At 53.8% G+C, this 21,861-nt stretch carries 19 protein-coding genes and 2 tRNA genes; 12 read left to right on the forward strand and 9 right to left on the reverse strand.

Going from position 1 to position 21,861, the window contains the following annotated elements:
• Positions 1-268 precede the first annotated feature (268 nt).
• Positions 269-2,647: a phosphoenolpyruvate synthase gene (gene ppsA / locus KGP21_RS13630; protein ID WP_021804570.1), complete on the forward strand. Its 2,379-nt coding sequence runs from the start codon at positions 269-271 to the stop codon at positions 2,645-2,647.
• Between the two features lie 418 nt (positions 2,648-3,065).
• Here the strand turns inward: ppsA and ydiK are convergent, their stop codons facing one another.
• Together ydiK and KGP21_RS13640 are read right to left on the reverse strand one after the other, a co-directional pair.
• On the reverse strand, positions 3,066-4,166 hold the full coding sequence (gene ydiK, locus KGP21_RS13635) for an AI-2E family transporter YdiK (RefSeq protein WP_021804569.1): 1,101 nt from the start codon (positions 4,164-4,166) through the stop codon (positions 3,066-3,068).
• A gap of 45 nt (positions 4,167-4,211) precedes the next feature.
• Positions 4,212-4,358, reverse strand: a complete 147-nt coding sequence (locus KGP21_RS13640) for a hypothetical protein (protein ID WP_155621742.1) — start codon at positions 4,356-4,358, stop codon at positions 4,212-4,214.
• 184 nt (positions 4,359-4,542) lie between these two features.
• Between KGP21_RS13640 and KGP21_RS13645 the strand changes: the two genes are divergently transcribed.
• Both KGP21_RS13645 and menI read left to right on the forward strand, forming a co-directional pair.
• The gene (locus KGP21_RS13645) at positions 4,543-7,599 is read left to right on the forward strand and encodes an FAD-binding and (Fe-S)-binding domain-containing protein (protein WP_021804567.1); all 3,057 of its coding nucleotides are present in this window, start codon (positions 4,543-4,545) and stop codon (positions 7,597-7,599) included.
• Positions 7,596-8,012 (forward strand): 1,4-dihydroxy-2-naphthoyl-CoA hydrolase, encoded by a 417-nt coding sequence (gene menI / locus KGP21_RS13650; protein ID WP_021178115.1) that lies wholly within the window; start codon positions 7,596-7,598, stop codon positions 8,010-8,012. The genes KGP21_RS13645 and menI overlap by 4 nt, the downstream gene beginning before the upstream one ends.
• Before the next feature lie 36 nt (positions 8,013-8,048).
• Here the strand turns inward: menI and KGP21_RS13655 are convergent, their stop codons facing one another.
• Positions 8,049-8,453, reverse strand: coding sequence for a hypothetical protein (locus KGP21_RS13655; protein ID WP_024486172.1), 405 nt, complete (start codon positions 8,451-8,453; stop codon positions 8,049-8,051).
• A 474-nt stretch (positions 8,454-8,927) separates the two neighbouring features.
• On the opposite strand from KGP21_RS13655, the gene sufA reads away from it, so the two are divergent.
• The 7 genes from sufA to KGP21_RS13690 all read left to right on the forward strand — a co-directional run bounded on the left by sufA (position 8,928) and on the right by KGP21_RS13690 (position 15,816).
• A complete protein-coding gene (gene sufA / locus KGP21_RS13660) occupies positions 8,928-9,299 on the forward strand; it encodes a Fe-S cluster assembly scaffold SufA (RefSeq protein WP_021178114.1) in 372 nt (123 codons plus the stop codon).
• A 14-nt stretch (positions 9,300-9,313) separates the two neighbouring features.
• A complete protein-coding gene (gene sufB, locus KGP21_RS13665; RefSeq protein WP_037374809.1) occupies positions 9,314-10,813 on the forward strand; it encodes a Fe-S cluster assembly protein SufB in 1,500 nt (499 codons plus the stop codon).
• A 43-nt stretch (positions 10,814-10,856) separates the two neighbouring features.
• Positions 10,857-11,603: a Fe-S cluster assembly ATPase SufC gene (gene sufC / locus KGP21_RS13670; protein WP_021804565.1), complete on the forward strand. Its 747-nt coding sequence runs from the start codon at positions 10,857-10,859 to the stop codon at positions 11,601-11,603.
• Positions 11,578-12,864, forward strand: coding sequence for a Fe-S cluster assembly protein SufD (gene sufD, locus KGP21_RS13675; protein WP_179247406.1), 1,287 nt, complete (start codon positions 11,578-11,580; stop codon positions 12,862-12,864). The genes sufC and sufD overlap by 26 nt, the downstream gene beginning before the upstream one ends.
• Complete coding sequence (gene sufS / locus KGP21_RS13680; protein ID WP_209554400.1) at positions 12,861-14,081, forward strand: cysteine desulfurase SufS; 1,221 nt, start codon at positions 12,861-12,863, stop codon at positions 14,079-14,081. The genes sufD and sufS overlap by 4 nt, the downstream gene beginning before the upstream one ends.
• Positions 14,082-14,098: 17 nt before the next feature.
• Positions 14,099-14,515: a cysteine desulfuration protein SufE gene (sufE, locus tag KGP21_RS13685; protein ID WP_021804562.1), complete on the forward strand. Its 417-nt coding sequence runs from the start codon at positions 14,099-14,101 to the stop codon at positions 14,513-14,515.
• A 281-nt stretch (positions 14,516-14,796) separates the two neighbouring features.
• Positions 14,797-15,816: a L,D-transpeptidase family protein gene (locus KGP21_RS13690; protein ID WP_021804561.1), complete on the forward strand. Its 1,020-nt coding sequence runs from the start codon at positions 14,797-14,799 to the stop codon at positions 15,814-15,816.
• A 148-nt stretch (positions 15,817-15,964) separates the two neighbouring features.
• On the opposite strand, the gene KGP21_RS13695 is transcribed toward KGP21_RS13690, so the two are convergent.
• The 6 genes from KGP21_RS13695 to KGP21_RS13720 form a co-directional block, all read right to left on the reverse strand.
• Entirely contained in the window at positions 15,965-16,201 is a 237-nt protein-coding gene (locus KGP21_RS13695) for a major outer membrane lipoprotein (RefSeq protein WP_005165631.1), read from the reverse strand.
• A 307-nt stretch (positions 16,202-16,508) separates the two neighbouring features.
• Positions 16,509-17,921 carry a pyruvate kinase PykF gene (gene pykF / locus KGP21_RS13700; RefSeq protein ID WP_021178107.1) on the reverse strand — a complete coding sequence of 471 codons (1,413 nt, stop codon included), beginning with the start codon at positions 17,919-17,921 and terminating at the stop codon, positions 16,509-16,511.
• Positions 17,922-18,350: 429 nt separating this feature from the next.
• Complete coding sequence (locus KGP21_RS13705) at positions 18,351-18,656, reverse strand: pectin degradation protein (sugar phosphate isomerase family) (RefSeq protein ID WP_021804559.1); 306 nt, start codon at positions 18,654-18,656, stop codon at positions 18,351-18,353.
• A 122-nt stretch (positions 18,657-18,778) separates the two neighbouring features.
• Positions 18,779-18,855 (reverse strand) — tRNA-Val (locus KGP21_RS13710).
• A gap of 21 nt (positions 18,856-18,876) precedes the next feature.
• Positions 18,877-18,953: transfer RNA gene (locus KGP21_RS13715), tRNA-Val, on the reverse strand.
• Positions 18,954-19,145: 192 nt separating this feature from the next.
• Positions 19,146-20,522 carry an MATE family efflux transporter gene (locus tag KGP21_RS13720; RefSeq protein ID WP_021804558.1) on the reverse strand — a complete coding sequence of 459 codons (1,377 nt, stop codon included), beginning with the start codon at positions 20,520-20,522 and terminating at the stop codon, positions 19,146-19,148.
• Between the two features lie 333 nt (positions 20,523-20,855).
• On the opposite strand from KGP21_RS13720, the gene KGP21_RS13725 reads away from it, so the two are divergent.
• A complete protein-coding gene (locus tag KGP21_RS13725; protein ID WP_037374801.1) occupies positions 20,856-21,506 on the forward strand; it encodes a riboflavin synthase in 651 nt (216 codons plus the stop codon).
• Positions 21,507-21,542: 36 nt separating this feature from the next.
• Positions 21,543-21,836: an I78 family peptidase inhibitor gene (locus KGP21_RS13730; protein ID WP_037374799.1), complete on the forward strand. Its 294-nt coding sequence runs from the start codon at positions 21,543-21,545 to the stop codon at positions 21,834-21,836.
• The last annotated feature ends 25 nt before the right edge of the window (positions 21,837-21,861 follow it).

A 21,861-nucleotide genomic window follows, 5' to 3' on the forward strand; every position in this document is an offset into this window, starting at 1 on the left:
TCAAATCAATCACTAAAATTACGGGTATTTAAGCAAAAGTTTAAATAATACATAATTTGTTGAATTGTAAGCTTTTAGCCAGTTAGGGAACGATCCCTAATAAAATTGTGCTCGCTGGAATTCTCTTAATTGCTATTTTCTTCATTGGCTTGATCGATTCACCTGTCTATTGTCTATGGATCATTGTGCTAGTGTGGGTGGGTGCCGTTTTTGCGGTACCCGTCAAAAATCCGTCAATACCCTACTGATAGCAATAAGGATTGTCTCGATGTCTAACAATGGCCCAGACTTGCGTAATGTGCTTTGGTACAACCAGCTTGGCATGCACGACGTTGACCGTGTCGGTGGCAAAAATGCCTCCCTCGGTGAAATGATCACCAATCTCTCCGATTTGGGCGTGGCCGTACCCAACGGTTTCGCCACCACCGCCCAGGCATTTAACGATTTTCTTGAGCAAAGTGGGGTTAACCAGCGCATTTATCAGCTGCTGGATCAGACTGACGTGGACGATATTGCTCAACTGTCCAAGGCCGGTGCGCAAATTCGCCAATGGGTGATCGATACGCCTTTCCACGCGGAATTTGAACGTGAAATTACCCTGGCGTACCAACAACTGTCCGAGGGCGAAAGCGAAGCCTCCTTTGCCGTGCGTTCTTCCGCCACGGCCGAAGATATGCCAGACGCCTCGTTTGCTGGCCAGCAGGAAACCTTCCTCAACGTGCAGGGCATTGATGCGGTGATGGTGGCGATCAAACACGTCTTCGCCTCTCTGTTTAACGACCGGGCCATCTCTTACCGTGTGCATCAGGGTTACGATCACCGTGGCGTGGCGCTTTCCGCCGGTGTGCAGCGCATGGTGCGCTCCGACCTGGCTTCCTCTGGGGTCATGTTTACCATTGATACCGAGTCCGGCTTTGATCAGGTGGTATTTATTACCTCGGCGTTCGGCCTGGGGGAAATGGTGGTGCAAGGGGCGGTCAACCCGGATGAGTTTTATGTCCATAAACCGACGCTGCTGAAGGGCAAACCGGCCATTGTGCGCCGCAACCTTGGCTCGAAAAAAATCCGCATGGTGTACGCACCTTCACAGGATCACGGCAAACAGGTCCGTATCGAAGATGTGCCAGAAGAGCAACGCAATCGTTTCTCTTTGACCGATGATGAAGTCCAGGCACTGGCACATCAGGCGTTGTTGATCGAAAAACACTATGGCCGCCCGATGGATATCGAGTGGGCCAAAGACGGCCACACCGGCAAGCTGCTGATAGTCCAGGCGCGGCCAGAAACCGTGCGCTCCAATGAGCAGGTGATGGAACGCTACCAACTGAACGGTAACAGCACCGTGCTGGTGGAAGGGCGAGCCATTGGCCATCGCATTGGGGCAGGCCCGGTGAAGGTCATCCACAATATCAGCGAAATGGATCGTATCGAGCCGGGCGACGTATTGGTCACCGACATGACTGACCCGGATTGGGAACCGATCATGAAGAAGGCGGCAGCGATCGTAACCAACCGTGGTGGACGTACCTGCCATGCAGCGATCATTGCACGTGAACTGGGGATCCCTGCCGTTGTAGGCTGTGGCCACGCAACGGACCTGCTGAAAGAAGGGCAGAAAGTCACCGTCTCCTGCGCCGAAGGCGACACCGGCTTTGTCTACAGCGACATGCTGGAGTTCAGCGTACAAAGCTCGGAAGTCACTGAACTGCCGGAACTTCCGTTGAAGATTATGATGAACGTCGGAAACCCTGACCGTGCGTTCGACTTCGCTCGCTTGCCAAATGAAGGCGTAGGGCTGGCCCGGTTGGAGTTTATTATCAACCGCATGATCGGCGTACACCCGCGTGCCCTGTTGGAGTTCGACCAGCAAACTCCAGAGCTGCAGGCAGAAATCAAGACGCTGATGTTGGGCTATGACGATCCGGTCGAGTTCTATGTCGGTCGTTTGACCGAAGGGATCGCCACGTTGGGCGCGGCATTCTGGCCGAAGCGCGTGATCGTGCGCCTTTCCGATTTTAAATCTAACGAATACGCCAACCTGGTCGGCGGCGAGAAATATGAGCCGCACGAAGAAAACCCGATGTTAGGTTTCCGTGGCGCGGGTCGTTACGTGGCTGACAGCTTCCGCGACTGCTTCGCCATGGAATGTGCCGCGATGAAGCGAGTACGCAATGAGATGGGCCTGACCAACGTTGAGGTAATGGTGCCGTTTGTGCGTACCGTGGCTCAGGCGGAAGCCGTGGTGGCAGAGCTGGGGCGTCAAGGGTTGAAGCGCGGCGAGAACGGGCTGAAAGTGATCATGATGTGTGAGATCCCTTCCAACGCCTTGCTGGCCGATCAGTTCCTTGAGCACTTTGATGGCTTCTCTATCGGTTCCAACGATATGACGCAGCTTACGCTGGGGCTGGATCGCGATTCCGGAGTGGTCTCTGAGCTGTTTGACGAGCGCAATGAGGCGGTCAAGGCGCTGCTTTCCATGGCGATCCAGGCGGCCAAGCGTCATGGCAAATATGTCGGCATCTGTGGACAAGGCCCGTCAGACCATGCGGACTTTGCCGAGTGGCTGATGGATCAGGGGATTGATAGCCTGTCGCTTAACCCGGATACCGTGGTGCAGACCTGGGTTAATTTGTCACAAAGAAAGTAAACCTGAATAACAACGTCTATTGAAAACATAAAACCGCCGGTTAAACCTGGCGGTTTTTTTATATTGGCGGGTTATTTTGCACAAAAAAAAGCCCATCAAAAGACGGGCAAAGACTACACACAGCAATTCAGTGATTCGGAGTAACTCTGTTAGATGACTTGACTGGCAAACAATGCATGGAAAGCAATGCTTTTCAGCAAGATAGAGTTTCATACTAGGCAGTTATCTGGCGCGCGTCATTAAGAATCGTCCCAATAAAACAGCCTGGATTGTATTGGCGCATTGCAAGAACAGGTATTTGATTGGTATCTATTTTGCACCAGGTGAGTCAGCAGAATAATTATCGGGAACGATGCGGTGGGGAATGGGAATATTTGGATTTATCGCCTGCCCAATGAATGAGCAGGCGATGTAGGGATCACAACTGTTCTAAATCTTTAGCGACTTCTTCCAGATCGGCGGTGGGCTCTGGAGCTTCGTTCACCCAGGCGCTAACCAACCGATAAGAGACCGCCAACACGACTGGGCCGATAAACAGACCAATCATCCCGAAGGCCAGCAGGCCACCGATAACGCCTGACAGGATCAGAATCAACGGCAGGTCGGCACCCATGCGGATTAGCGCCGGGCGCAGGAAGTTATCCAGAGTTCCGACCACACAGCTCCACACCAATAGCACGGTGCCCCAGGTGGTATCACCGGTCCAGTAAAGCCAGATAATGGCCGGGACCAAGACCAGCAATGGCCCCAGTTGAGCGAGGCAAAAGACGAACATCACTACGGTCAGCAAGGTGGCCGCCGGAATGCCGGAAACGGCCAGCCCAATACCGCCCAGGATCGACTGCACCAATGCGGTCACCACCACGCCTAATGCGACTGCACGGATCGCTTGCCCGGCCAGTAACACGGCCGCGTCGCCCCTAGTGGAAGCAAGGCGTACGGCAAAATGGCGGATCGCCATGCCAACCTGCTCACCGCGGGCGTACAGCAAGGCGCTGAACAGTAACATTAGCGAACAGTGGATCAGGAAACGGCCAATATGTGCTGCCTGGGTGACAAACCAGGTGGCGGTCTGGCCAAAGTAAGGTTGAATTTTGGCCACCAGAGCGTTACCACCGGTGTTCACCAACAGATGATAGCTGTTATAGACTTTGTGCCCGATCACTGGAATGGAACGCAGCCACTCCAACTGTGGAACGTGGAGCTGGCCCGGCGAGTTCACCCAGGCTACGATTGGCGCGCTGTTGTCCACCACGCTGCTGATCAATAGGGCAATAGGCAGCACAAACAGTAAGAGCAGCAGGATGGTCATCACCAGCACGGCTAGCGACCGGCGGCCCCAAAGTAGGCTCTGTAGTTTAATCAATACCGGCCAGGTGGCGATCACCACCATCGATGCCCAGGCAAATCCCAGAATAAAGGGTTGAATGACCCAAAAACTGGCGACGATCATAATGGCGATAAACAGCACACCAAAAATTATCGTCGGTAAATCGTAGCGGCGTTGCGGTTGTGTCATGAATGCGTTTTCATCCTAGTGAGTTAATTCCTTGGTACCCTTTTATCATGGAGCATTTTTGGCAACTTTCACAGTCAGCAGCACATTTTGCCGTGGAACGTCATCAGCGGTACCGCCTTTCACTATTAAGCGCAGTGGAATAACCGCCAGATTTTCTTCTGCCGAAAGCGCAGCCATCGGTTGCGCTATCATTTTCCCCGCCAAATAATGCCAAATTCAGGATGTACAAGCGGCAAAACACCCGCCATTATGAGGTAGATAGCGATGATGCAGGGGCGGGTAACGGCCCTTGCGGTTATCGTGATAATAAAAGACAGGGGAGGGTCAGTTCCGGGCCCGGTTAAGCAATGAAGAGCAGACAGAGTCAAACAAGCGAATGATCCCACAAATTTCTCAGGCATCCGGCCTCGTTCAACGGGTGCTGGACTTTTTGGCCGCGTTAAAACAGAGCGGATTCAACGGCGATACCGCCACTAGCTATGCCGATCGGTTGACGATGGCGACGGATAACAGCATTTACCAGCTGTTGCCCGATGCGGTGGTGTTTCCTCGCTCAACCGCCGATGTGGCGCTTATCGCCCGGCTGGCCGACGAGGAGCGCTTCAAGGCGCTCACCTTCAGCCCGCGCGGTGGTGGCACCGGCACCAATGGGCAGGCACTTAACACCGGCATTGTGGTTGATATGTCGCGCTACATGAACCGCATTCTGGACATCAACGTCGAGCAAGGTTGGGTGCGGGTAGAGGCCGGAGTGATTAAAGACCAGCTTAACCAGTATCTGCGGCCGTTCGGCTATTTCTTCTCGCCGGAGCTTTCTACCAGCAACCGCGCCACCCTAGGTGGCATGATCAATACCGACGCGTCTGGCCAGGGCTCGCTTGTGTACGGCAAAACCTCAGACCACGTGCTGGGGCTGCGGGCGGTGTTGCTGGGGGGCGAAATGATCGACACTCGCGCCATGCCAACGCCGCTGGCGGAAACGATTGCCCAGGAAGATACGCCAGAGGGGCGGATCTACCACACCGTGCTGAACCGTTGTCGCGAGCAACGCGCACTGATCCTGGAAAAATTCCCCAAGCTTAACCGCTTCCTAACCGGCTACGATCTGCGCCACGTGCTGAGCGACGATCTGCAAACCTTCGATCTGACCCGCATTCTTACCGGTGCCGAAGGAACCTTGGCCTTTATCACCGAAGCGCGGCTGGATATCACACCGCTGCCGAAGGTGCGGCGGCTGGTAAACGTCAAATATGACTCTTTCGATTCGGCCCTGCGCAATGCGCCCTTTATGGTGGAAGCCAAGGCGCTGTCGGTGGAAACCATCGACTCTAAAGTGCTGAATCTGGCCCGCGAAGATATCGTCTGGCACTCGGTCAGCGAACTGATCACCAACGTGCCCGATAAAGAGATGCTCGGGTTGAACATCGTTGAGTTTGCCGGTGACGATAAGGAACTGATCGACGGCCAGATGGAAGCGTTGTGCGAGCGTCTGGACGATCTGATCTCCGAGCAACAGGCTGGGGTGATCGGCTATCAGATTTGCGGCGATTTGACCGGCATTGAGCGTATCTACAATATGCGCAAAAAAGCGGTTGGGTTGCTGGGTAACGCCAAAGGGCAGGCCAAACCCATCCCGTTTGCCGAAGATACCTGCGTGCCGCCGCAGCATCTGGCCGACTATATCACCGAGTTCCGCCAACTGTTGGATAGCCATAACCTGAGCTACGGTATGTTCGGCCACGTTGATGCTGGTGTGCTGCATGTGCGCCCGGCCTTAGATATGTGCGATCCCCAGCAAGAAGTGCTGATGAAGCAAATATCTGACCAGGTGGTGGCGTTAACCGCCAAGTATGGCGGCCTGTTGTGGGGAGAACACGGGAAGGGCTTCCGGGCGGAGTATAGCCCGGCGTTCTTCGGCGAGGAGCTCTATGAAGAACTGCGCCGCATCAAGGCCGCGTTTGACCCGCTCAATCGCCTCAATCCGGGGAAAATCTGCCCGCCGCTGGGCGTAGATGCCGTTATGATGAAAGTCGATGCGGTGAAACGTGGCACGTTGGATCGCCGCATCCCCATCGATGTCCGCACTTCGTTCCGTGGCGCGATGGAGTGTAACGGCAACGGACTGTGCTTTAACTTTGATGTCCACAGCCCGATGTGCCCATCGATGAAGATCACCGCGAATCGGATCCACTCGCCGAAAGGCCGAGCGGCCCTGGTTCGCGAATGGTTACGCTTATTGGCAGAGCAGGGCGTGGACCCCGTCGCACTGGAAAAGCAGTTGCCGCAGCAGCGCCTCAGCTTCCGCACGCTGGTTGAGAAAACCCGTAATAGCTGGCATGCAGGCAAGGGCGAATATGACTTCTCCCATGAAGTCAAAGAAGCGATGTCTGGCTGCCTGGCCTGTAAAGCCTGTTCGACCCAGTGCCCGATCAAGATCGACGTGCCGGGCTTCCGTTCGCGCTTCCTGCAGCTTTATCACACCCGTTATCTGCGCCCAATGCGTGACTACGTGGTCGCTGGCGTTGAGAGCTATACCCCGTTGATGGCCAAAGCGCCAAAGGTGTTCAACTTCTTCTTCAAGCAGCCATGGGTGCGCGAACTGAGCCGCAGCAGCATCGGTATGGTGGATTTACCGCTGCTATCGAGCCCAACGTTACGCCAACAACTGTCGGGCCATAGCGCGTTCAGCATGACGCTTGAACAGTTGGAAGCATTGAGCGAAAGCCAGCGCGAACAGCATGTGCTGGTGGTGCAGGATCCGTTTACCAGCTATTACGATGCCCAGGTTGTGGCAGACTTTGTACGGCTGGTGGAAAAGCTGGGCTACAAGCCGGTGCTGTTGCCATTCTCACCGAACGGCAAGGCACAGCATATCAAAGGGTTCCTGACACGCTTTGCCAAAACGGCGCGCAAGACAGCGGACTTTCTTAACCGGGTAGCCAAACTGGGGATGCCGATGGTGGGTGTCGATCCGGCGTTGGTGCTGTGTTATCGCGACGAGTATCAAGAAATTCTCGGGGCCGAGCGGGGTAATTTCCAGGTGCAACTGGTTCATGAGTGGTTGCAACAGTTGCTGGCAGAACGAGCAGAACAGCCTGCGACCGGTGAAGCCTGGTATCTGTTTGGCCACTGTACCGAAACTACCGCATTACCGGCGAGTACCCAGCAGTGGGCCGCCATCTTTGCCCGTTTTGGCGCCAAGTTGGAAAACGTCAGCGTGGGTTGCTGTGGCATGGCGGGCACTTACGGTCACGAAGCCAAGAATCTGCAAAATTCCCTGGGGATTTATGAGCTATCATGGCATCAGGCGCTACAGCGTTTGCCAAGGCAACGCTGTCTGGCGACCGGTTATTCTTGCCGCAGCCAGGTAAAACGCATTGAAGGCAATGGCGTGCGGCATCCATTACAGGCACTTCTGGAGATGATTGCGTGAAGCTGTGGAAACGTGAAACAACGCTGGAACAACTCAACCAAAGCGGTGAAGGATGCATGGTGGCCCATGTGGGCATTCAGTTTACCCGCTTGGAAGATGACTATTTAGAGGCGGTGATGCCCGTCGATCACCGCACTACCCAGCCGTTTGGCCTGTTACACGGTGGGGCTTCGGTGGTGCTGGCCGAGTCGATGGGCTCAATGGCGGGGTATCTGTGCACCGAAGGGGAACAAAAGGTGGTGGGGTTAGAGATTAACGCCAACCACCTGCGCGCGGTATTTAAAGGGCAGGTGCGCGGGGTTTGTCGTGCATTGCACGCCGGCCGCCGCAATCAGGTCTGGCAGATTGAGATCTTCGACGATCGCGATCGCCTCTGCTGTACCTCACGGCTGACCACGGCAGTATTAGAGTAACACCAACCCCGCAGGTTTTCGCCTGCGGGGTAAACGTTACAGCTGGAACGGCACCCGTTTCACAAAATCCTTCTGAAAAGCGGTAGCCTTGTCCCAGCCGCCTTCCATCGAATATTTCTGGCAAATCAGCGTTAGCGTATGCCGGGCAAAATGATAGCACTGCACGCGGAACAGCTGACAACGCTGTGGGTTGTTGATCTCGACAATCAGCCGGTTATGCAGTTTGCTCAGCGCATGCAGGTAGCTCTCGTCATCGCCATTTTCCAGGCATAAATTCGCCATGCCAAGGCTGACACCGTTGTAACGCTTCAGATGATTGATGTTGCATTCAGGCCGCTGTAGCGCCGCTTCCGCCATATAGAAATCCACCGTGGCATCACGGATGTTGAACTTGTATTCATCAATTTTGCTCAGCAGCCACGCATTCATCGAGATAGCCATAGGTCCACGCTCAATTAAAGCTTAATGATAATCATTATCATATTTGTAGCTGTGGCGATGATCAATGCTCCCCGCAGATTTTTTTCTGTGGTCGGTCTTTTGACCGCCACGGGCTAAAAACACGCGAGCGACTAGACTTAAAGCAGGGAAAGGCATTTTTCAGACAGACAAAATGCAGAAATAGGTATTTTCTATGAATGTTTAAAACAGACGACTTATCCGGCGCTATAACCTTGTCGGAACAGCGGGATAAGCCGTACGAGATATGATGAATTGCTATGAATTCAGAGGGATAAAAATTATCCCCATATCTATTTTGCTTGGATACGCCATCGATTTATCGTGTTGCCGAGCGTAAATCCGGGCGTTTGGTAAATACCCCCGCAAAACAAAAAGTTGAAGTGATAATCATTATCACTAACATGGGCGGTAAGCCAGATCGGCTGTAGTAAACACGAATGTGAGGTAGGCCATATGCATACGGAAGATGTTGGTACTTTTTCTTTGGCAGACAACGTCTGGCAAGGCATTTCGCTGAGCGACAGCGCGGTGAAGCAGATAATCAGACTCATGCAGCAGGATGCTCAGGTGAAAGGGCTGCAACTCGGCGTCAAACAATCCGGCTGTGCGGGCTTTGCCTACGTACTGGATTTGACCCGCGAACCGGCCAGCGACGATCTGTTGTTCGAACGTGACGGGGCCAAGCTGTTCGTGCCGCTCAAAGCGATGCCGTTTATCGATGGCACCACGGTAGATTTTGTTCGGGAAGGGCTGAATCAGATGTTCAAATTTAATAACCCTAAAGCTCAGAACGCCTGCGGGTGCGGTGAGAGCTTTGGCGTTTAAGCGATGCAATCAACATGACACGAAGCAACGTAGAAACAGCGAAAGATGTACCGGCTTGGGTCAGCGAAGGTCGCTATAAGGAAGGATTCTTTACCCAACTGGCCACCGATGAGTTGGCCAAAGGTATCAACGAAGAGGTGGTACGCGCCATCTCTGCCAAGCGTAACGAACCCGAGTGGATGCTGGAATTCCGCCTGGAGGCTTACCGTGCCTGGCTGCAAATGGAAGAACCACACTGGCTGAAAGCCAACTATGACAAGCTTAACTATCAGGATTACAGCTACTATTCAGCGCCGTCCTGCGGTAGCTGTGATGACTCCTGCGGTTCTCAGCCTGGGGCGGAGCAGCAGCCTGGTGCCAGTTCGGAGAACGGCTACCTGACCAGCGAGGTTGAACTGGCGTTTAATCAGTTGGGTGTACCTGTGCGTGAAGGTAGTGAAGTGGCGGTAGATGCCATTTTCGACTCGGTTTCTGTCGCGACCACCTACCGTGAAAAGCTGGCAGAGAGTGGGGTGATCTTCTGCTCGTTCGGTGAGGCCATTCACGACCATCCAGACTTGGTACGTAAATATCTGGGCCGAGTGGTGCCGCATAACGACAACTTCTTTGCCGCACTTAACGCAGCAGTGGCTTCTGACGGCACCTTTGTCTACGTGCCGAAGGGCGTACGCTGCCCAATGGAGCTTTCCACCTATTTCCGTATTAACGCCGCGAAAACCGGCCAGTTTGAACGCACCATCCTGATTGCCGATGAAGGCAGCTATGTCAGCTACATCGAAGGCTGCTCAGCGCCGGTACGCGACAGCTATCAGCTGCACGCGGCGGTGGTTGAAGTGATCCTGCATAAAGACGCCGAAGTGAAGTATTCCACGGTGCAAAACTGGTTCTCCGGCGGCGGCGAAAGCAAGGGCGGTATTCTCAACTTCGTCACCAAGCGGGCGCTGTGTGAAGGCTCAGGGTCCAAAATGTCCTGGACACAGTCTGAAACCGGCTCGGCAATCACCTGGAAATACCCAAGCGTGATCTTGCAGGGCGACAACTCGATCGGTGAGTTTTTCTCGGTGGCGCTGACCAGCGGCTACCAACAGGCGGATACCGGCACCAAGATGATCCACATTGGTAAAAACACCAAGTCGACCATTATTGCCAAAGGGATCTCCGCCGGACACAGCCAAAATACCTATCGTGGGCTGGTGAAAATCCTGCCTGGGGCGGAAAACGCCCGTAACTTTACCCAGTGCGATTCAATGCTGATCGGGCCCAACAGCGGGGCACATACCTTCCCCTATGTGGAAACTCGCAACAACAGCGCCCAGCTTGAGCATGAGGCTACCACCTCGAAAATCGGTGACGACCAACTGTTCTACTGCCTGCAACGGGGCATCAGCGAAGATAATGCCATCTCGATGATCGTCAATGGTTTCTGCAAGGACGTGTTCTCCGAGCTGCCGCTGGAGTTTGCCGTAGAGGCACAGAAGTTACTGGCTATCAGCCTGGAACACAGCGTCGGTTAAGCACCCGTATTTATAGCGCAGCAGCGCGATCAGAGGACACAGCATGTTAAGTATCAAGAATTTGCACGTCAGCGCCGAAGGTAATGAGATCCTCAAGGGGCTGAGCCTGGACATCAAACCGGGCGAAGTGCACGCCATTATGGGACCCAACGGCTCTGGCAAAAGCACGCTTTCCGCCACGCTGGCTGGCCGGGAAGAGTATGAGGTCACCGCAGGGGAAGTGACGTTTAAAGGCAAAGATCTGCTGGAGCTGGCTCCTGAGGATCGGGCCGGTGAGGGCGTATTCCTGGCGTTCCAGTATCCGGTAGAGATCCCCGGCGTCAGCAACCATTTCTTCCTGCAGACCTCGGTGAATGCGGTGCGTAATTACCGTGGCCAAGAGGCGCTGGATCGCTTCGACTTCGCCGACTTTATCGAACAGAAGATCGAGTTGCTGAATATGCCAGCGGATTTGTTGACCCGTTCGGTCAACGTCGGTTTTTCCGGCGGTGAGAAGAAGCGCAACGACATCCTGCAAATGGCGGCGCTGGAGCCGGAGCTGTGCATTCTGGATGAAACGGATTCCGGGCTGGATATCGATGCCCTGAAGATCGTCGCCAACGGCGTCAATTCGCTGCGTGACGGCAAGCGCGCCTTTATTATTGTCACCCACTATCAGCGCATTCTTGATTACATCAAACCGGATTACGTTCACGTGCTTTCCCAGGGGCGCATCGTGAAGTCCGGTGATTTCTCATTGGTGAAACAGTTGGAGGAGCAGGGCTATGGCTGGCTTTCCGACCAACAGTAATTCACGGGCACTACAGCAGATGTACAGCCTGTTCGAAGCCCGCGGCGGCGAGCAGTCTGCGCATGCGTTAGCCCATTGGCAGCAGGTTTTGCGCCAAGGCTGGCCGACTCGCAAGCAGGAAAACTGGAAATATACCCCGCTGGAAGGCTTGTTGGAGCAGCAGTTTCTGGAGCCTGTAGACCACGTGATTAGCGAGGAGCAGCGTGACCAGTTAGCGTTGAAGATTGATGCGTATCGCTTGGTGTTTGTCGATGGGCGCTTATGTCCGCAATTGAGCGATGAGGATCTTGGTGACTACCAGTTGAACAGGGTGACCTATGATGCGCCAATAACGCTGCCAGAACCGATCCAGCCAGAAATTTTTCTGCATTTGACCGAAAGCCTGGCGCAGGAAACCAGTGTGATTAGCCTGGCGGCAGGCAAAGCTCCGGCTAAACCGCTCTATCTGTTGCATCTCAGCACTGGTCGCGAGCAGCCCGGAGAAGTGAATACGCTGCATCACCGGCACCACCTGGAGATTGCAAGTGGTGCACGAGCTTCGGTCATCGAACACTATGCCAGCGTCAGCGCTGCGGCCCACTTCACCGGTGCGCGCCTGACCGTGACGGTGGGTGATAATGCCGAGCTGCATCATTGCAAACTGGCGTTTGAGAGCCAGGCCAGTTATCACTTTGCCCATAACGACCTGCTGGTTGGCCGCGATGCGCGGGTTAAAAGCGACAGCTTCCTGTTGGGAGCGGGGCTGACACGCCACCACACCAGTGCACAGTTAAACGGTGAGGGGAGCAATCTGGTCATCAACAGCCTGGTGCTGCCGGTAGGTAAAGAGGTATGCGATACCCGTACCTATCTGGAACATAACAAAGGCTACTGTGAAAGCCGCCAACTGCACAAAACGGTGGTCAGCGATCGGGCCAAGGCGGTATTTAACGGCATGATCAAGGTCGCGCAGCACGCGATCAAAACCGACGGCCAGATGAACAACCACAATCTGTTGTTGGGCAAGGTGGCGGAGGTAGATACCAAACCGCAGTTGGAAATCTACGCCGATGATGTCAAATGCAGCCACGGTGCCACCGTGGGCCGGATCGATGAAGAACAGCTGTTCTATCTGCAATCGCGCGGTATTGATAAGCACGCGGCGCAGCAGATGATCATCTTTGCCTTTGCCGCTGAACTGACGGAGGGCATTGCCGACCCGGTCATTCGGGAGTTGGTGCTGGCGCGTATCGCCGATCGTTTACCCCAGGAGGCGGCATGAGTTATCCCCTGGAACGGGTACGTAGTGATTTTCCCCTGCTGGCTCGGGAGGTCAATGGGCAACCGTTGGCTTATCTGGACAGTGCTGCCAGCGCGCAGAAACCGCAGAGCGTGATTGACCGCGAACTGGATTTCTACCGTCACGGTTATGCCGCGGTTCACCGCGGCATTCATACGTTGAGCGCCGAAGCTACCCAGCAGATGGAGGGCGTGCGTGAGCAAGTGGCGCGCTTTATCAATGCGGGCTCGGCGGAAGAAATCGTGTTCGTCAAAGGCACCACCGAAGGCATCAATCTGGTGGCTAACAGCTTTGGCCGCCATTTGCTGACGGCGGGCGACAGCATCATCATCACCGAGATGGAGCACCACGCCAACATTGTGCCGTGGCAAATGCTGGCGCAAGAGCGAGGCATCACGCTGCGTATCTGGCCATTGCAGCCAGACGGCACCCTGGATCTGGCGCAACTGCCGGGTCTGATCGATGCCTCCACCAAGCTGTTGGCGATCACCCAGGTATCGAACGTGCTGGGAACCGTCAACCCGCTGAGTGAGATCGTTCCCTTGGCCAAAGCAGCTGGGCTGAAGGTGCTGGTGGACGGGGCTCAGGCGGTGATGCATCAGCGTATCGATGTCCAGGCGCTTGACTGCGATTTCTATGTGTTCTCTGGCCACAAGCTGTACGGGCCTAGCGGTATCGGCATTCTGTATGGCAAGCAGTCGTTGCTGGAACAGATGCCACCATGGGAAGGCGGCGGCGCGATGATCCAACGTGTCAGCCTGACGCAAGGCACTACCTTTGCAGCGCCGCCATGGCGGTTTGAGGCCGGTTCACCTAATACGGCGGGTATGATGGGGCTGGGGGCTGCCATCGACTATGTCGAGGCTCTGGGGTTGGAAAATATCCACGATCACGAGCAATCTCTAATGCGCTACGCATTGGATGGACTGCAGCAGGTGCCAACGCTGAAGATTTATGGCCCTGCGCAGCGTGCCGGCGTGATTGCCTTTAACCTGGGTGAACATCATGCCTACGACGTGGGCAGTTTCCTGGATCAATACGGCATTGCGATCCGCACTGGGCACCACTGCGCCATGCCGCTGATGGAGTTCTACCAGGTACCAAGTATGTGCCGTGCCTCGCTGGCGTTGTACAATACCCGCGAGGAAGTGGATCGGCTGGTCGCCGGTTTGCAGCGCATCCACAGCTTGTTAGGCTAATCATTAAAGGGAACCCCATGGCGCATTTGCCAGACAAAGATAAATTGGTGCGTAATTTTTCCCGCTGCCTGAACTGGGAGGAGAAGTACCTGTATGTGATCGAACTGGGTAGCCAGTTGCCACCGCTGGATGAAAGCGAGCGGCAGGCGGCCAACCTGATTTCCGGCTGTCAAAGCCAGGTCTGGATCGTGATGAGCAACAACGCGCAAGGGCAGGTTGAGTTTCATGGCGATAGCGATGCTGCTATCGTCAAGGGACTGCTGGCGGTGGTGTTTATTGTTTATCATGAGCTTACGCCGCAGCAAATCCTCGATCTGGATATACGCCCATTCTTCAGCGAACTGGCCTTGAGCCAACATCTGACGCCTTCTCGTTCTCAAGGTTTGGAGGCGATGATCCGCGCTATTCGCGGTAAAGCGGCACAGCTCGCCTGACCGGATATCCCAAGGCTTATTGATGGCACGCTATGTCAATGAGCCTTTACAAATCCAGCCAAACCCCGCCTTTTTTCTACAAATCATAAGTATTTCAGCCGCTTACCCGTTGACGAGTCATTGACAATTCCTGCGTTTGATTACGTTATAACATGTTGATTTTTTGCAATTTATTGCCTTTAAATCGGATCTTGCTAATATCGAACGAGCATTTATCTTATTTACCTGCTGGCCAGCGATCGCTAGCCTTGCAATGAACCGTAATAACAATAGGGATCAGAATGAAACGTGCGTTGACTCTAATGGGCGTGCTATTCGCCACTGTACTGACCGGCACCCAGGCCGCCAGTGCGAACGAATACCCATTGCCGCCGCCAGGCAGCCGTCTGATTGGTGAGAATACGATTTACAACGTGCCAAACGATGGCCGTTCGCTGGAAGCCATTGCGGCTGACTACAAGATTGGGCTATTGGGCATGCTGGAAGCCAACCCGGGTACCGATCCCTATCTGCCTAAACCGGGATCGGCGCTGACGATCCCGACACAGATGCTGCTGCCGGATACCCCACGTGAAGGCATTGTGGTCAATCTGGCGGAACTGCGCTTGTACTATTACCCGAAAGGGGAAGATAAGGTGATCGTCTACCCGATCGGTATTGGCCAGACCGGTATGAATACGCCGCTGAAGGTGACCTCGGTCAGCCAGAAGATCCCGAATCCAACCTGGACGCCCACCGCCAACATCCGCAAGCGCTACCAGTCACAGGGCGTGACTTTGCCTGCGGTAATACCAGCCGGGCCAGAGAATCCGATGGGGTTGTTTGCCATGCGTCTGGCCATGGGGCACGGTGAATACCTGATCCACGGCACCAATGCCAACTTTGGTATCGGGATGCGTGTGAGCTCAGGCTGTATCCGCCTGCGCCCGGACGATATCGAAGCGCTGTTCAACCAGGTGCCACAGGGCACCAGAGTGCAAATCGTCAATGAACCGCTGAAAGTCTCCGTTGAGCCAGACGGCAAACGCTATGTAGAAGTGCATCAGCCATTGTCCAGAGTGGCCAGTGACGATCCGCAGACCATGCCAATCGCGCTTTCTAAAAATCAGAAAGCCTTTGCTGCCGATCCACAGACCGATAAGGCAATGCTCGACAGCGCCATCGTACGGCGTTCTGGCATGCCAGTGCTGGTCAGTGTAGGGCAAGACCCTTCCGAGGTCACTACACCGCCTACAGCGCTTCCTGGTGAGGGTGCTGATACCTCTGGCGAGTCTGGTGCACCGATTAGCTCAGTGAACTAAACCTTGATGGTGCGAAAGTCATGGGGTCCGGCATTGAGCCTGGCCCTTTTTTTGTGCCTAAGGTATTGGATGGGGTGATGTGCAGGGGAATTTATAGGCAAAAAAAAACGGTGCACAATGTGCACCGTTTTCAATAACCGAAGCAAACTTACTTTTTGTAAGCGTGTGCTTGGTTGTCCAGACGCTGGTTAGCGCGCGCTGCGTCGTCTTTAGCTGCTTGAACGTCAGAACGGATTGCGTTCACGTCGTTGCTCAGCTGATCAACTTTAGCGTTCAGAGTCTGAACGTCAGAAGACAGTTGATCGATTTTAGCGTTGCTTGAGCAACCAGCCAGCATAGTAGAAGCCAGGATTACCGCGCCCAGTACCAGTTTAGTACGATTCATTATAACACCCTCTAGATTGAGTTAATCTCCATGTAGCGTTACAAGTATTACACAAACTTTTTTCGAAAGAGAATAAATTTTTTGTATTAGGGCCCTTTATTTTGATCGTTCGCTCAAACTTGCATCTTCTTTTGCAAAATAGTTAAAAAATCGAAGGAAAACAGCCTGATTCTATGGGACAACTCTCAAATGAAATTGGCGAAATAAACCGCTTTAATGGTTGCGTTTTTCTGAAAGTGCGTTATTGCAGATAAAAAAAACGCCGCTAAGCGGCGTTTGGGACACAGACTGGTTGTCACGTTTATTATTACAGCACGTGAACCGAGGCAGTATTGGTCGTGCCGCTTGGTACCAGAGCACCAGAAACCATCACCACGACGTCGCCTTTCTGTGCCAGGCCGCTGGCCAAAGCAACTTCTTTACCAATGCGGTAGAAGTCGTCGGTAGAAGCGATTTCTTTGACCATCTGAGTGGTGATACCTTTGCTCAGGATCAGCTGACGGGCAGTGACTTCGTTGGTCGTCAGCGCCAGGATCACAGCGTTAGGGAAGTACTTACGCACGGATTTGGCTGATTTGCCGCCGCTGGTGGCAACCACGATCAGTGGCGCGTCCAGTTTTTCGGCAGTTTCTACCGCACCGCGGCATACTGCTTCGGTGATACGCAGTTTACGGTTGTCGTTCAGGGTGTCGATACGGCTAGGCATCACGCGATCGGTACGTTCGCAGATGGTTGCCATGATGGTAACGGCTTCCAGCGGGTATTTACCCTTGGCGCTTTCACCAGACAGCATCACCGCATCGGTACCGTCCAGGATGGCGTTGGCAACGTCACCGGCTTCTGCACGGGTAGGGCGCGGGTTCTTGATCATTGAATCAAGCATCTGGGTCGCGGTGATAACCACTTTGCGTGCACGGTTACACTTCTCGATCATCATCTTCTGCGCGAAGATCACTTCTTCAACCGGGATTTCAACACCCAGATCGCCACGAGCTACCATGATGCCGTCAGACGCTTCGAGGATCTCGTCGAAGTTGTTCAGGCCTTCCTGGTTTTCGATCTTGGAGATGATCTGAATGTTTTCGCCGCCGTGAGCTTTCAGGTGCTCACGGATTTCCAGCACGTCGGAACGCTTACGGATAAAGGAAGCCGCAACGAAGTCTACGCCTTGCTCACAACCGAAGATCAGGTCACGTTTGTCTTTTTCGGCCAGCGCTGGCAGCTGAATGGATACGCCCGGCAGGTTAACGCCTTTGTTTTCGCCCAGATCGCCGCTGTTCAGTACCTTACAAACCACTTCGCTTTCGGTAACCGCAGTCACTTCCATACCGATAAGGCCATCATCCACCAGCACGGTGTTGCCAATTTTCAGGTCGGCAGCAAAGCCAGGGTAGGTCACCGCAACGCGCTCGTTGTTGCCGATAACGCTCTGGTCGGTGGTGAAGGTGAAGGTCTGGCCAGCAACCAGGGCTGCATCAACGCCGCCTTCCAGTTTCATGGTACGGATTTCCGGGCCTTTGGTATCGAGCAGGATACCGGCGTTTTTACCGGTTTTGGCAATCACCGCACGCATGTTCTTGATGCGGTTACCGTGTTCTTCATAATCGCCGTGGGAGAAGTTAAGGCGCATTACGTTCATGCCCGCGTTCAGCAGGCTGGTCAGCATTTCTTCCGACTCGGTTTTCGGGCCGATAGTACAAACAATTTTGGTCTTTTTCATGACGATTTTTTCTGCAAGTTGTGATGGATTATAAAACTAACGGTACCGGTGGCTAGGCCATCGGTAAGGGATTTGGGCTGTGCCTGGCAATGCAAAACATAGTTAAGGATAGGTGACCTTGGTCGAAATGGGGTGGAAAAATTCGGCCGATGCCCAGGTGCGGGTAGGCTGCGCAAAAAGCGAGGATGAGAATTTTTTGTAATTGCGTTTTCGCAGATCAAGGGCTGAAACCATTCAACTGAAAGCCGTTGCGCATTATAAGGCTATGCGGCTGGAAACAAAACAAAAAACCGCAGTCGTTGGCAGTTTTGTACATAAAGTCAGCAAATGTGGCGCAAATAAGCCGCCTGCCAACGGGTTTGTTGCGCAATTAGCATTACTGTAACGGATTATGTTTTCGAAAAAAATAAAGTGACGGCGATCGCGTTTTCAAACATTTTTCTGGATTTCCAGCAGGACTCCGTCATCCAGACAGAAACAGCCAAAAACGGTAGTGGCAGGGATCGCCAACGTTTCCTGGGCCATCAGAGTATGCACGTCACTGCCGACGGTGAATTCGAAGATCCCAGAAAGGACGCGGATGTGTTGGGGGTAGGGGCGTTTTTGCAGTTGGTCAAAGGTGCCTGCGGCAAACTTGACTTCCCAGGCGGTGCTCCCATCGCTCATTAGCCCTTGGCGGCGGGCGAGGCCATTGTCGAGTTGTTCGAACGGCAGCTGTGATTTAAAAACCGACATCAAAATTACCTCCATCAGGATACTGTGCTGATGATACGCGACGTGCTGACGCTCTGTCCGGTATTACTGTTAAATTGGGTTACCGTTAGGCGAGAGATAATACTGGGAAGCGAAACAAGAAGTGGTGCGTCCGAATGGACTCGAACCATCGACCCCCACCATGTCAAGGTGGTGCTCTAACCAACTGAGCTACGGACGCACTGTGCTACTTTCAGGAATTTGGTGCGTCTGAATGGACTCGAACCATCGACCCCCACCATGTCAAGGTGGTGCTCTAACCAACTGAGCTACAGACGCATCTTTTTCCTCTCTGTCATGGCTGACAGCGGGGACGAATATTAACGAGCAACCTGGCCGCTGGCAAGGGGAAAAACGCAATTTTATTTGGTATTTCACGCGATTGCTGAGCTTATGTGCAGTAAGGCGGTTTTTTCTGCAATGGCTGGCGAGGAACTCGCCGGTTTGCCTGGGGCAAACCGGCGAACGCTATTAACGTGTGGAACGCTGCAAAATCAACGCCGGGGGTTGGCGTTGTAACCAGCGCATCCGAAATACCATCATGATGGCGGCGAAGGTCAGGCCGATAATAAAGCCGAACCAGAATCCGCTCGGCCCCATCGCCGGCACGATGTAGTCCGTCAGCGCCAGCAGATAGCCGCTGGGCAATCCGAGAACCCAATAGGCCACAAAGGTGATGTAGAAGATCGCCCGGGTATCTTTATAGCCCCGCAAAATACCGCTACCGATCACCTGGATAGAGTCGGATATCTGGTAAATCGCCGCCAGCAGCATCAGATGGGAGGCCATGGTCACGACCGCAGGGTTATCGTTATACAGCAGGGCGATAGATTCGCGGAAGGCAGCGGTGAACAACGCCGAGCAACTGGCCATGGCGATGCCGACGGCAATCGCCGCATAGGCGGCAATCCGAGCGCCCTCTACCGAGCCTTCGCCCAGACGGTGCCCAACGCGAATGGTGGCCCCAACGCCGAGCGACAGCGGCAGTACAAACATCAGTGAGCTGAAGTTCAGGGCAATCTGGTGTCCGGCAACCGCAACGATGCCTAGCGGTGAAACCAATAATGCCACCACGGCGAACAGCGTCACCTCAAAGAACAAGGCCAGGGCAACCGGTAGACCAATGCCGATCAGGCGTTTTAACGCCTGCCAGTCCGGGCCACGGCGTGCGCCTTCCTCCAGCTTGATATCCCGCAACGAGGATGCACGTTTGGTATACCAGCGCATCATCAGGAACATCATCCAATACACGCTGGCGGTGGCGACACCACAACCGACGCCGCCCATTTCCGGCATGCCAAACTTGCCGAAAATCATTATGTAGTTGATCGGGATGTTGATCAACAGCCCCAAAAATCCTATTACCATGCCGGGCTTGGTTTTGGATAAGCCTTCACACTGGCCACGGACGACCTGGAAGAACAAATAGCCGGGAGCTCCCCACATAATGGCATGCAGGAAACCAACGGCCTTTTCAGCCAGCAACGGATCGATGTTGTGCATCATGTCGATCACCAACTGGCTGTTATAAATCACGGCGATAATGAGGAGTGAAACCCCCGATGCCAGCCAAAAGCCCTGACGCACCTGATACGCGATACGATCGCGGCGGCCCGCGCCGTTGAGCTGGGCGATAACTGGGGTCAAGGCCAGCAGTAAACCGTGGCCGAACAGAATGGTCGGCAGCCAGATAGAGGTCCCGACGGCAACGGCGGCCATATCCGTGGCGCTATAAGAGCCAGCCATGATGGTATCGACCACGCCCATTGCGGTTTGGGATATTTGCGCGATGATGACCGGAATTGCGAGGGCCAATAAACTACGCGCCTCAATAAAGTACTTCTGCACGTATACACCTTTCTAATTATTTATGGGAAGGGGTGTCGCTGCATCAGCAACAACTAAAAACTGCGGAATATGCCGAAAAGATTGTACCTGCTAGTCGGGGTTAAGCAAAGGTTGTAAAGAAATAGTTATACGCGTCGTCTTTCAAGCTGTAGCTTGAAATCCAAGAGTCTCTATTCGTCGCCTTGAAACTACAGCGCAGTTAGCTGAGGACGCTAATCCCAGGATATAAACTAGGCAAGCACTGCTTTTTTGCCGCTGTGCGTTTGGTTTTCTGCCATAACTGGGGCAAACTGCTTACAGCGCGTTGAACATAGTCATAAAGAAGAGGCCAACATGTTTACCGGTATCGTACAAGGCACCGCCCCGCTGGTTGCCATTGATGAAAAACCCAACTTCCGTACCCACGTTGTTGAAATGCCTGATGAGCTGTTACCAGGGCTGGAGTTGGGGGCCTCGGTAGCCCACAACGGCTGCTGTCTGACCGTCACGGAGATTGCAGGCAATCGCGTCAGCTTTGATTTGATCAAAGAGACTCTGCGGTTGACCAATCTTGGCGATCTTAAACTGGGTGATGTGGTCAATCTGGAAAGAGCCGCCAAGTTTAACGATGAAATCGGCGGACACCTGATGTCCGGGCATATTATCTGTACGGCGGAAGTCACCAAGATTTATACCTCGGAAAATAATCGTCAGATCTGGCTGCGTATGCCGAATATCGATTTGATGAAATATGTGCTGCATAAAGGGTTCATCGGCATCGATGGCATCAGCCTGACCATAGGCGAGGTGGTCAATAACCGTTTCTGTGTGCATTTGATCCCGGAAACCCTTGAGCGCACCACGCTGGGTAAAAAGCGCCTGGGCGATAAGGTCAATATCGAAATCGATCCGCAAACTCAGGCGGTGGTGGATACCGTCGAGCGTGTGCTAGCTAATCGTGAGGCTGCGTTAGCTGTCACCAAGCCGTCTGTACCCAAAGTCTGATAACCCTGCACCAATAACCACACATAGGAGCCAAACGTGAAGTTTTACGGGAAAACGATGATGCTAGCGGCGCTGTTGGCGCTGACCGCCTGTTCAAGCTCCCCGGAACAGGCGAACTCACAGTCTGCCGAGGCCGAAGATGATACCTGTGGTGCATCGCAGTATCAGAATTATGTGGGTAAACCGCTGTCTGCGTTGGACGGGGTCAATATTCCCCAGCAGGTACGGACTATTCCTTATAACTCTATGGTAACCATGGACTTCAATCTAAAGCGCTTGAACTTCCTGGGTGACAGTGAAGACAAAATCATTCGCGTTTATTGCGGTTAATAACCCTTTACCCCAACCCTGTGGG

The sequence above is a fragment of the Serratia sp. JSRIV004 genome (assembly GCF_019968705.1).
Lineage (GTDB): Bacteria > Pseudomonadota > Gammaproteobacteria > Enterobacterales > Enterobacteriaceae > Chania > Chania fonticola_B.

Bases quoted from the DNA above. Each gene is read 5' to 3' on its own strand.
- ppsA (WP_021804570.1), top strand. From the start codon at position 269: ATGTCTAACAATGGCCCAGACTTGCGTAATGTGCTTTGGTACAACCAG.
- ydiK (WP_021804569.1), bottom strand. From the start codon at position 4,166: ATGACACAACCGCAACGCCGCTACGATTTACCGACGATAATTTTTGGT.
- KGP21_RS13640 (WP_155621742.1), bottom strand. From the start codon at position 4,358: ATGATAGCGCAACCGATGGCTGCGCTTTCGGCAGAAGAAAATCTGGCG.
- KGP21_RS13645 (WP_021804567.1), top strand. From the start codon at position 4,543: ATGATCCCACAAATTTCTCAGGCATCCGGCCTCGTTCAACGGGTGCTG.
- KGP21_RS13655 (WP_024486172.1), bottom strand. From the start codon at position 8,453: ATGGCTATCTCGATGAATGCGTGGCTGCTGAGCAAAATTGATGAATAC.
- sufA (WP_021178114.1), top strand. From the start codon at position 8,928: ATGCATACGGAAGATGTTGGTACTTTTTCTTTGGCAGACAACGTCTGG.
- sufB (WP_037374809.1), top strand. From the start codon at position 9,314: ATGACACGAAGCAACGTAGAAACAGCGAAAGATGTACCGGCTTGGGTC.
- sufC (WP_021804565.1), top strand. From the start codon at position 10,857: ATGTTAAGTATCAAGAATTTGCACGTCAGCGCCGAAGGTAATGAGATC.
- sufD (WP_179247406.1), top strand. From the start codon at position 11,578: ATGGCTGGCTTTCCGACCAACAGTAATTCACGGGCACTACAGCAGATG.
- sufS (WP_209554400.1), top strand. From the start codon at position 12,861: ATGAGTTATCCCCTGGAACGGGTACGTAGTGATTTTCCCCTGCTGGCT.
- sufE (WP_021804562.1), top strand. From the start codon at position 14,099: ATGGCGCATTTGCCAGACAAAGATAAATTGGTGCGTAATTTTTCCCGC.
- KGP21_RS13690 (WP_021804561.1), top strand. From the start codon at position 14,797: ATGAAACGTGCGTTGACTCTAATGGGCGTGCTATTCGCCACTGTACTG.
- KGP21_RS13695 (WP_005165631.1), bottom strand. From the start codon at position 16,201: ATGAATCGTACTAAACTGGTACTGGGCGCGGTAATCCTGGCTTCTACT.
- pykF (WP_021178107.1), bottom strand. From the start codon at position 17,921: ATGAAAAAGACCAAAATTGTTTGTACTATCGGCCCGAAAACCGAGTCG.
- KGP21_RS13705 (WP_021804559.1), bottom strand. From the start codon at position 18,656: ATGTCGGTTTTTAAATCACAGCTGCCGTTCGAACAACTCGACAATGGC.
- KGP21_RS13725 (WP_037374801.1), top strand. From the start codon at position 20,856: ATGTTTACCGGTATCGTACAAGGCACCGCCCCGCTGGTTGCCATTGAT.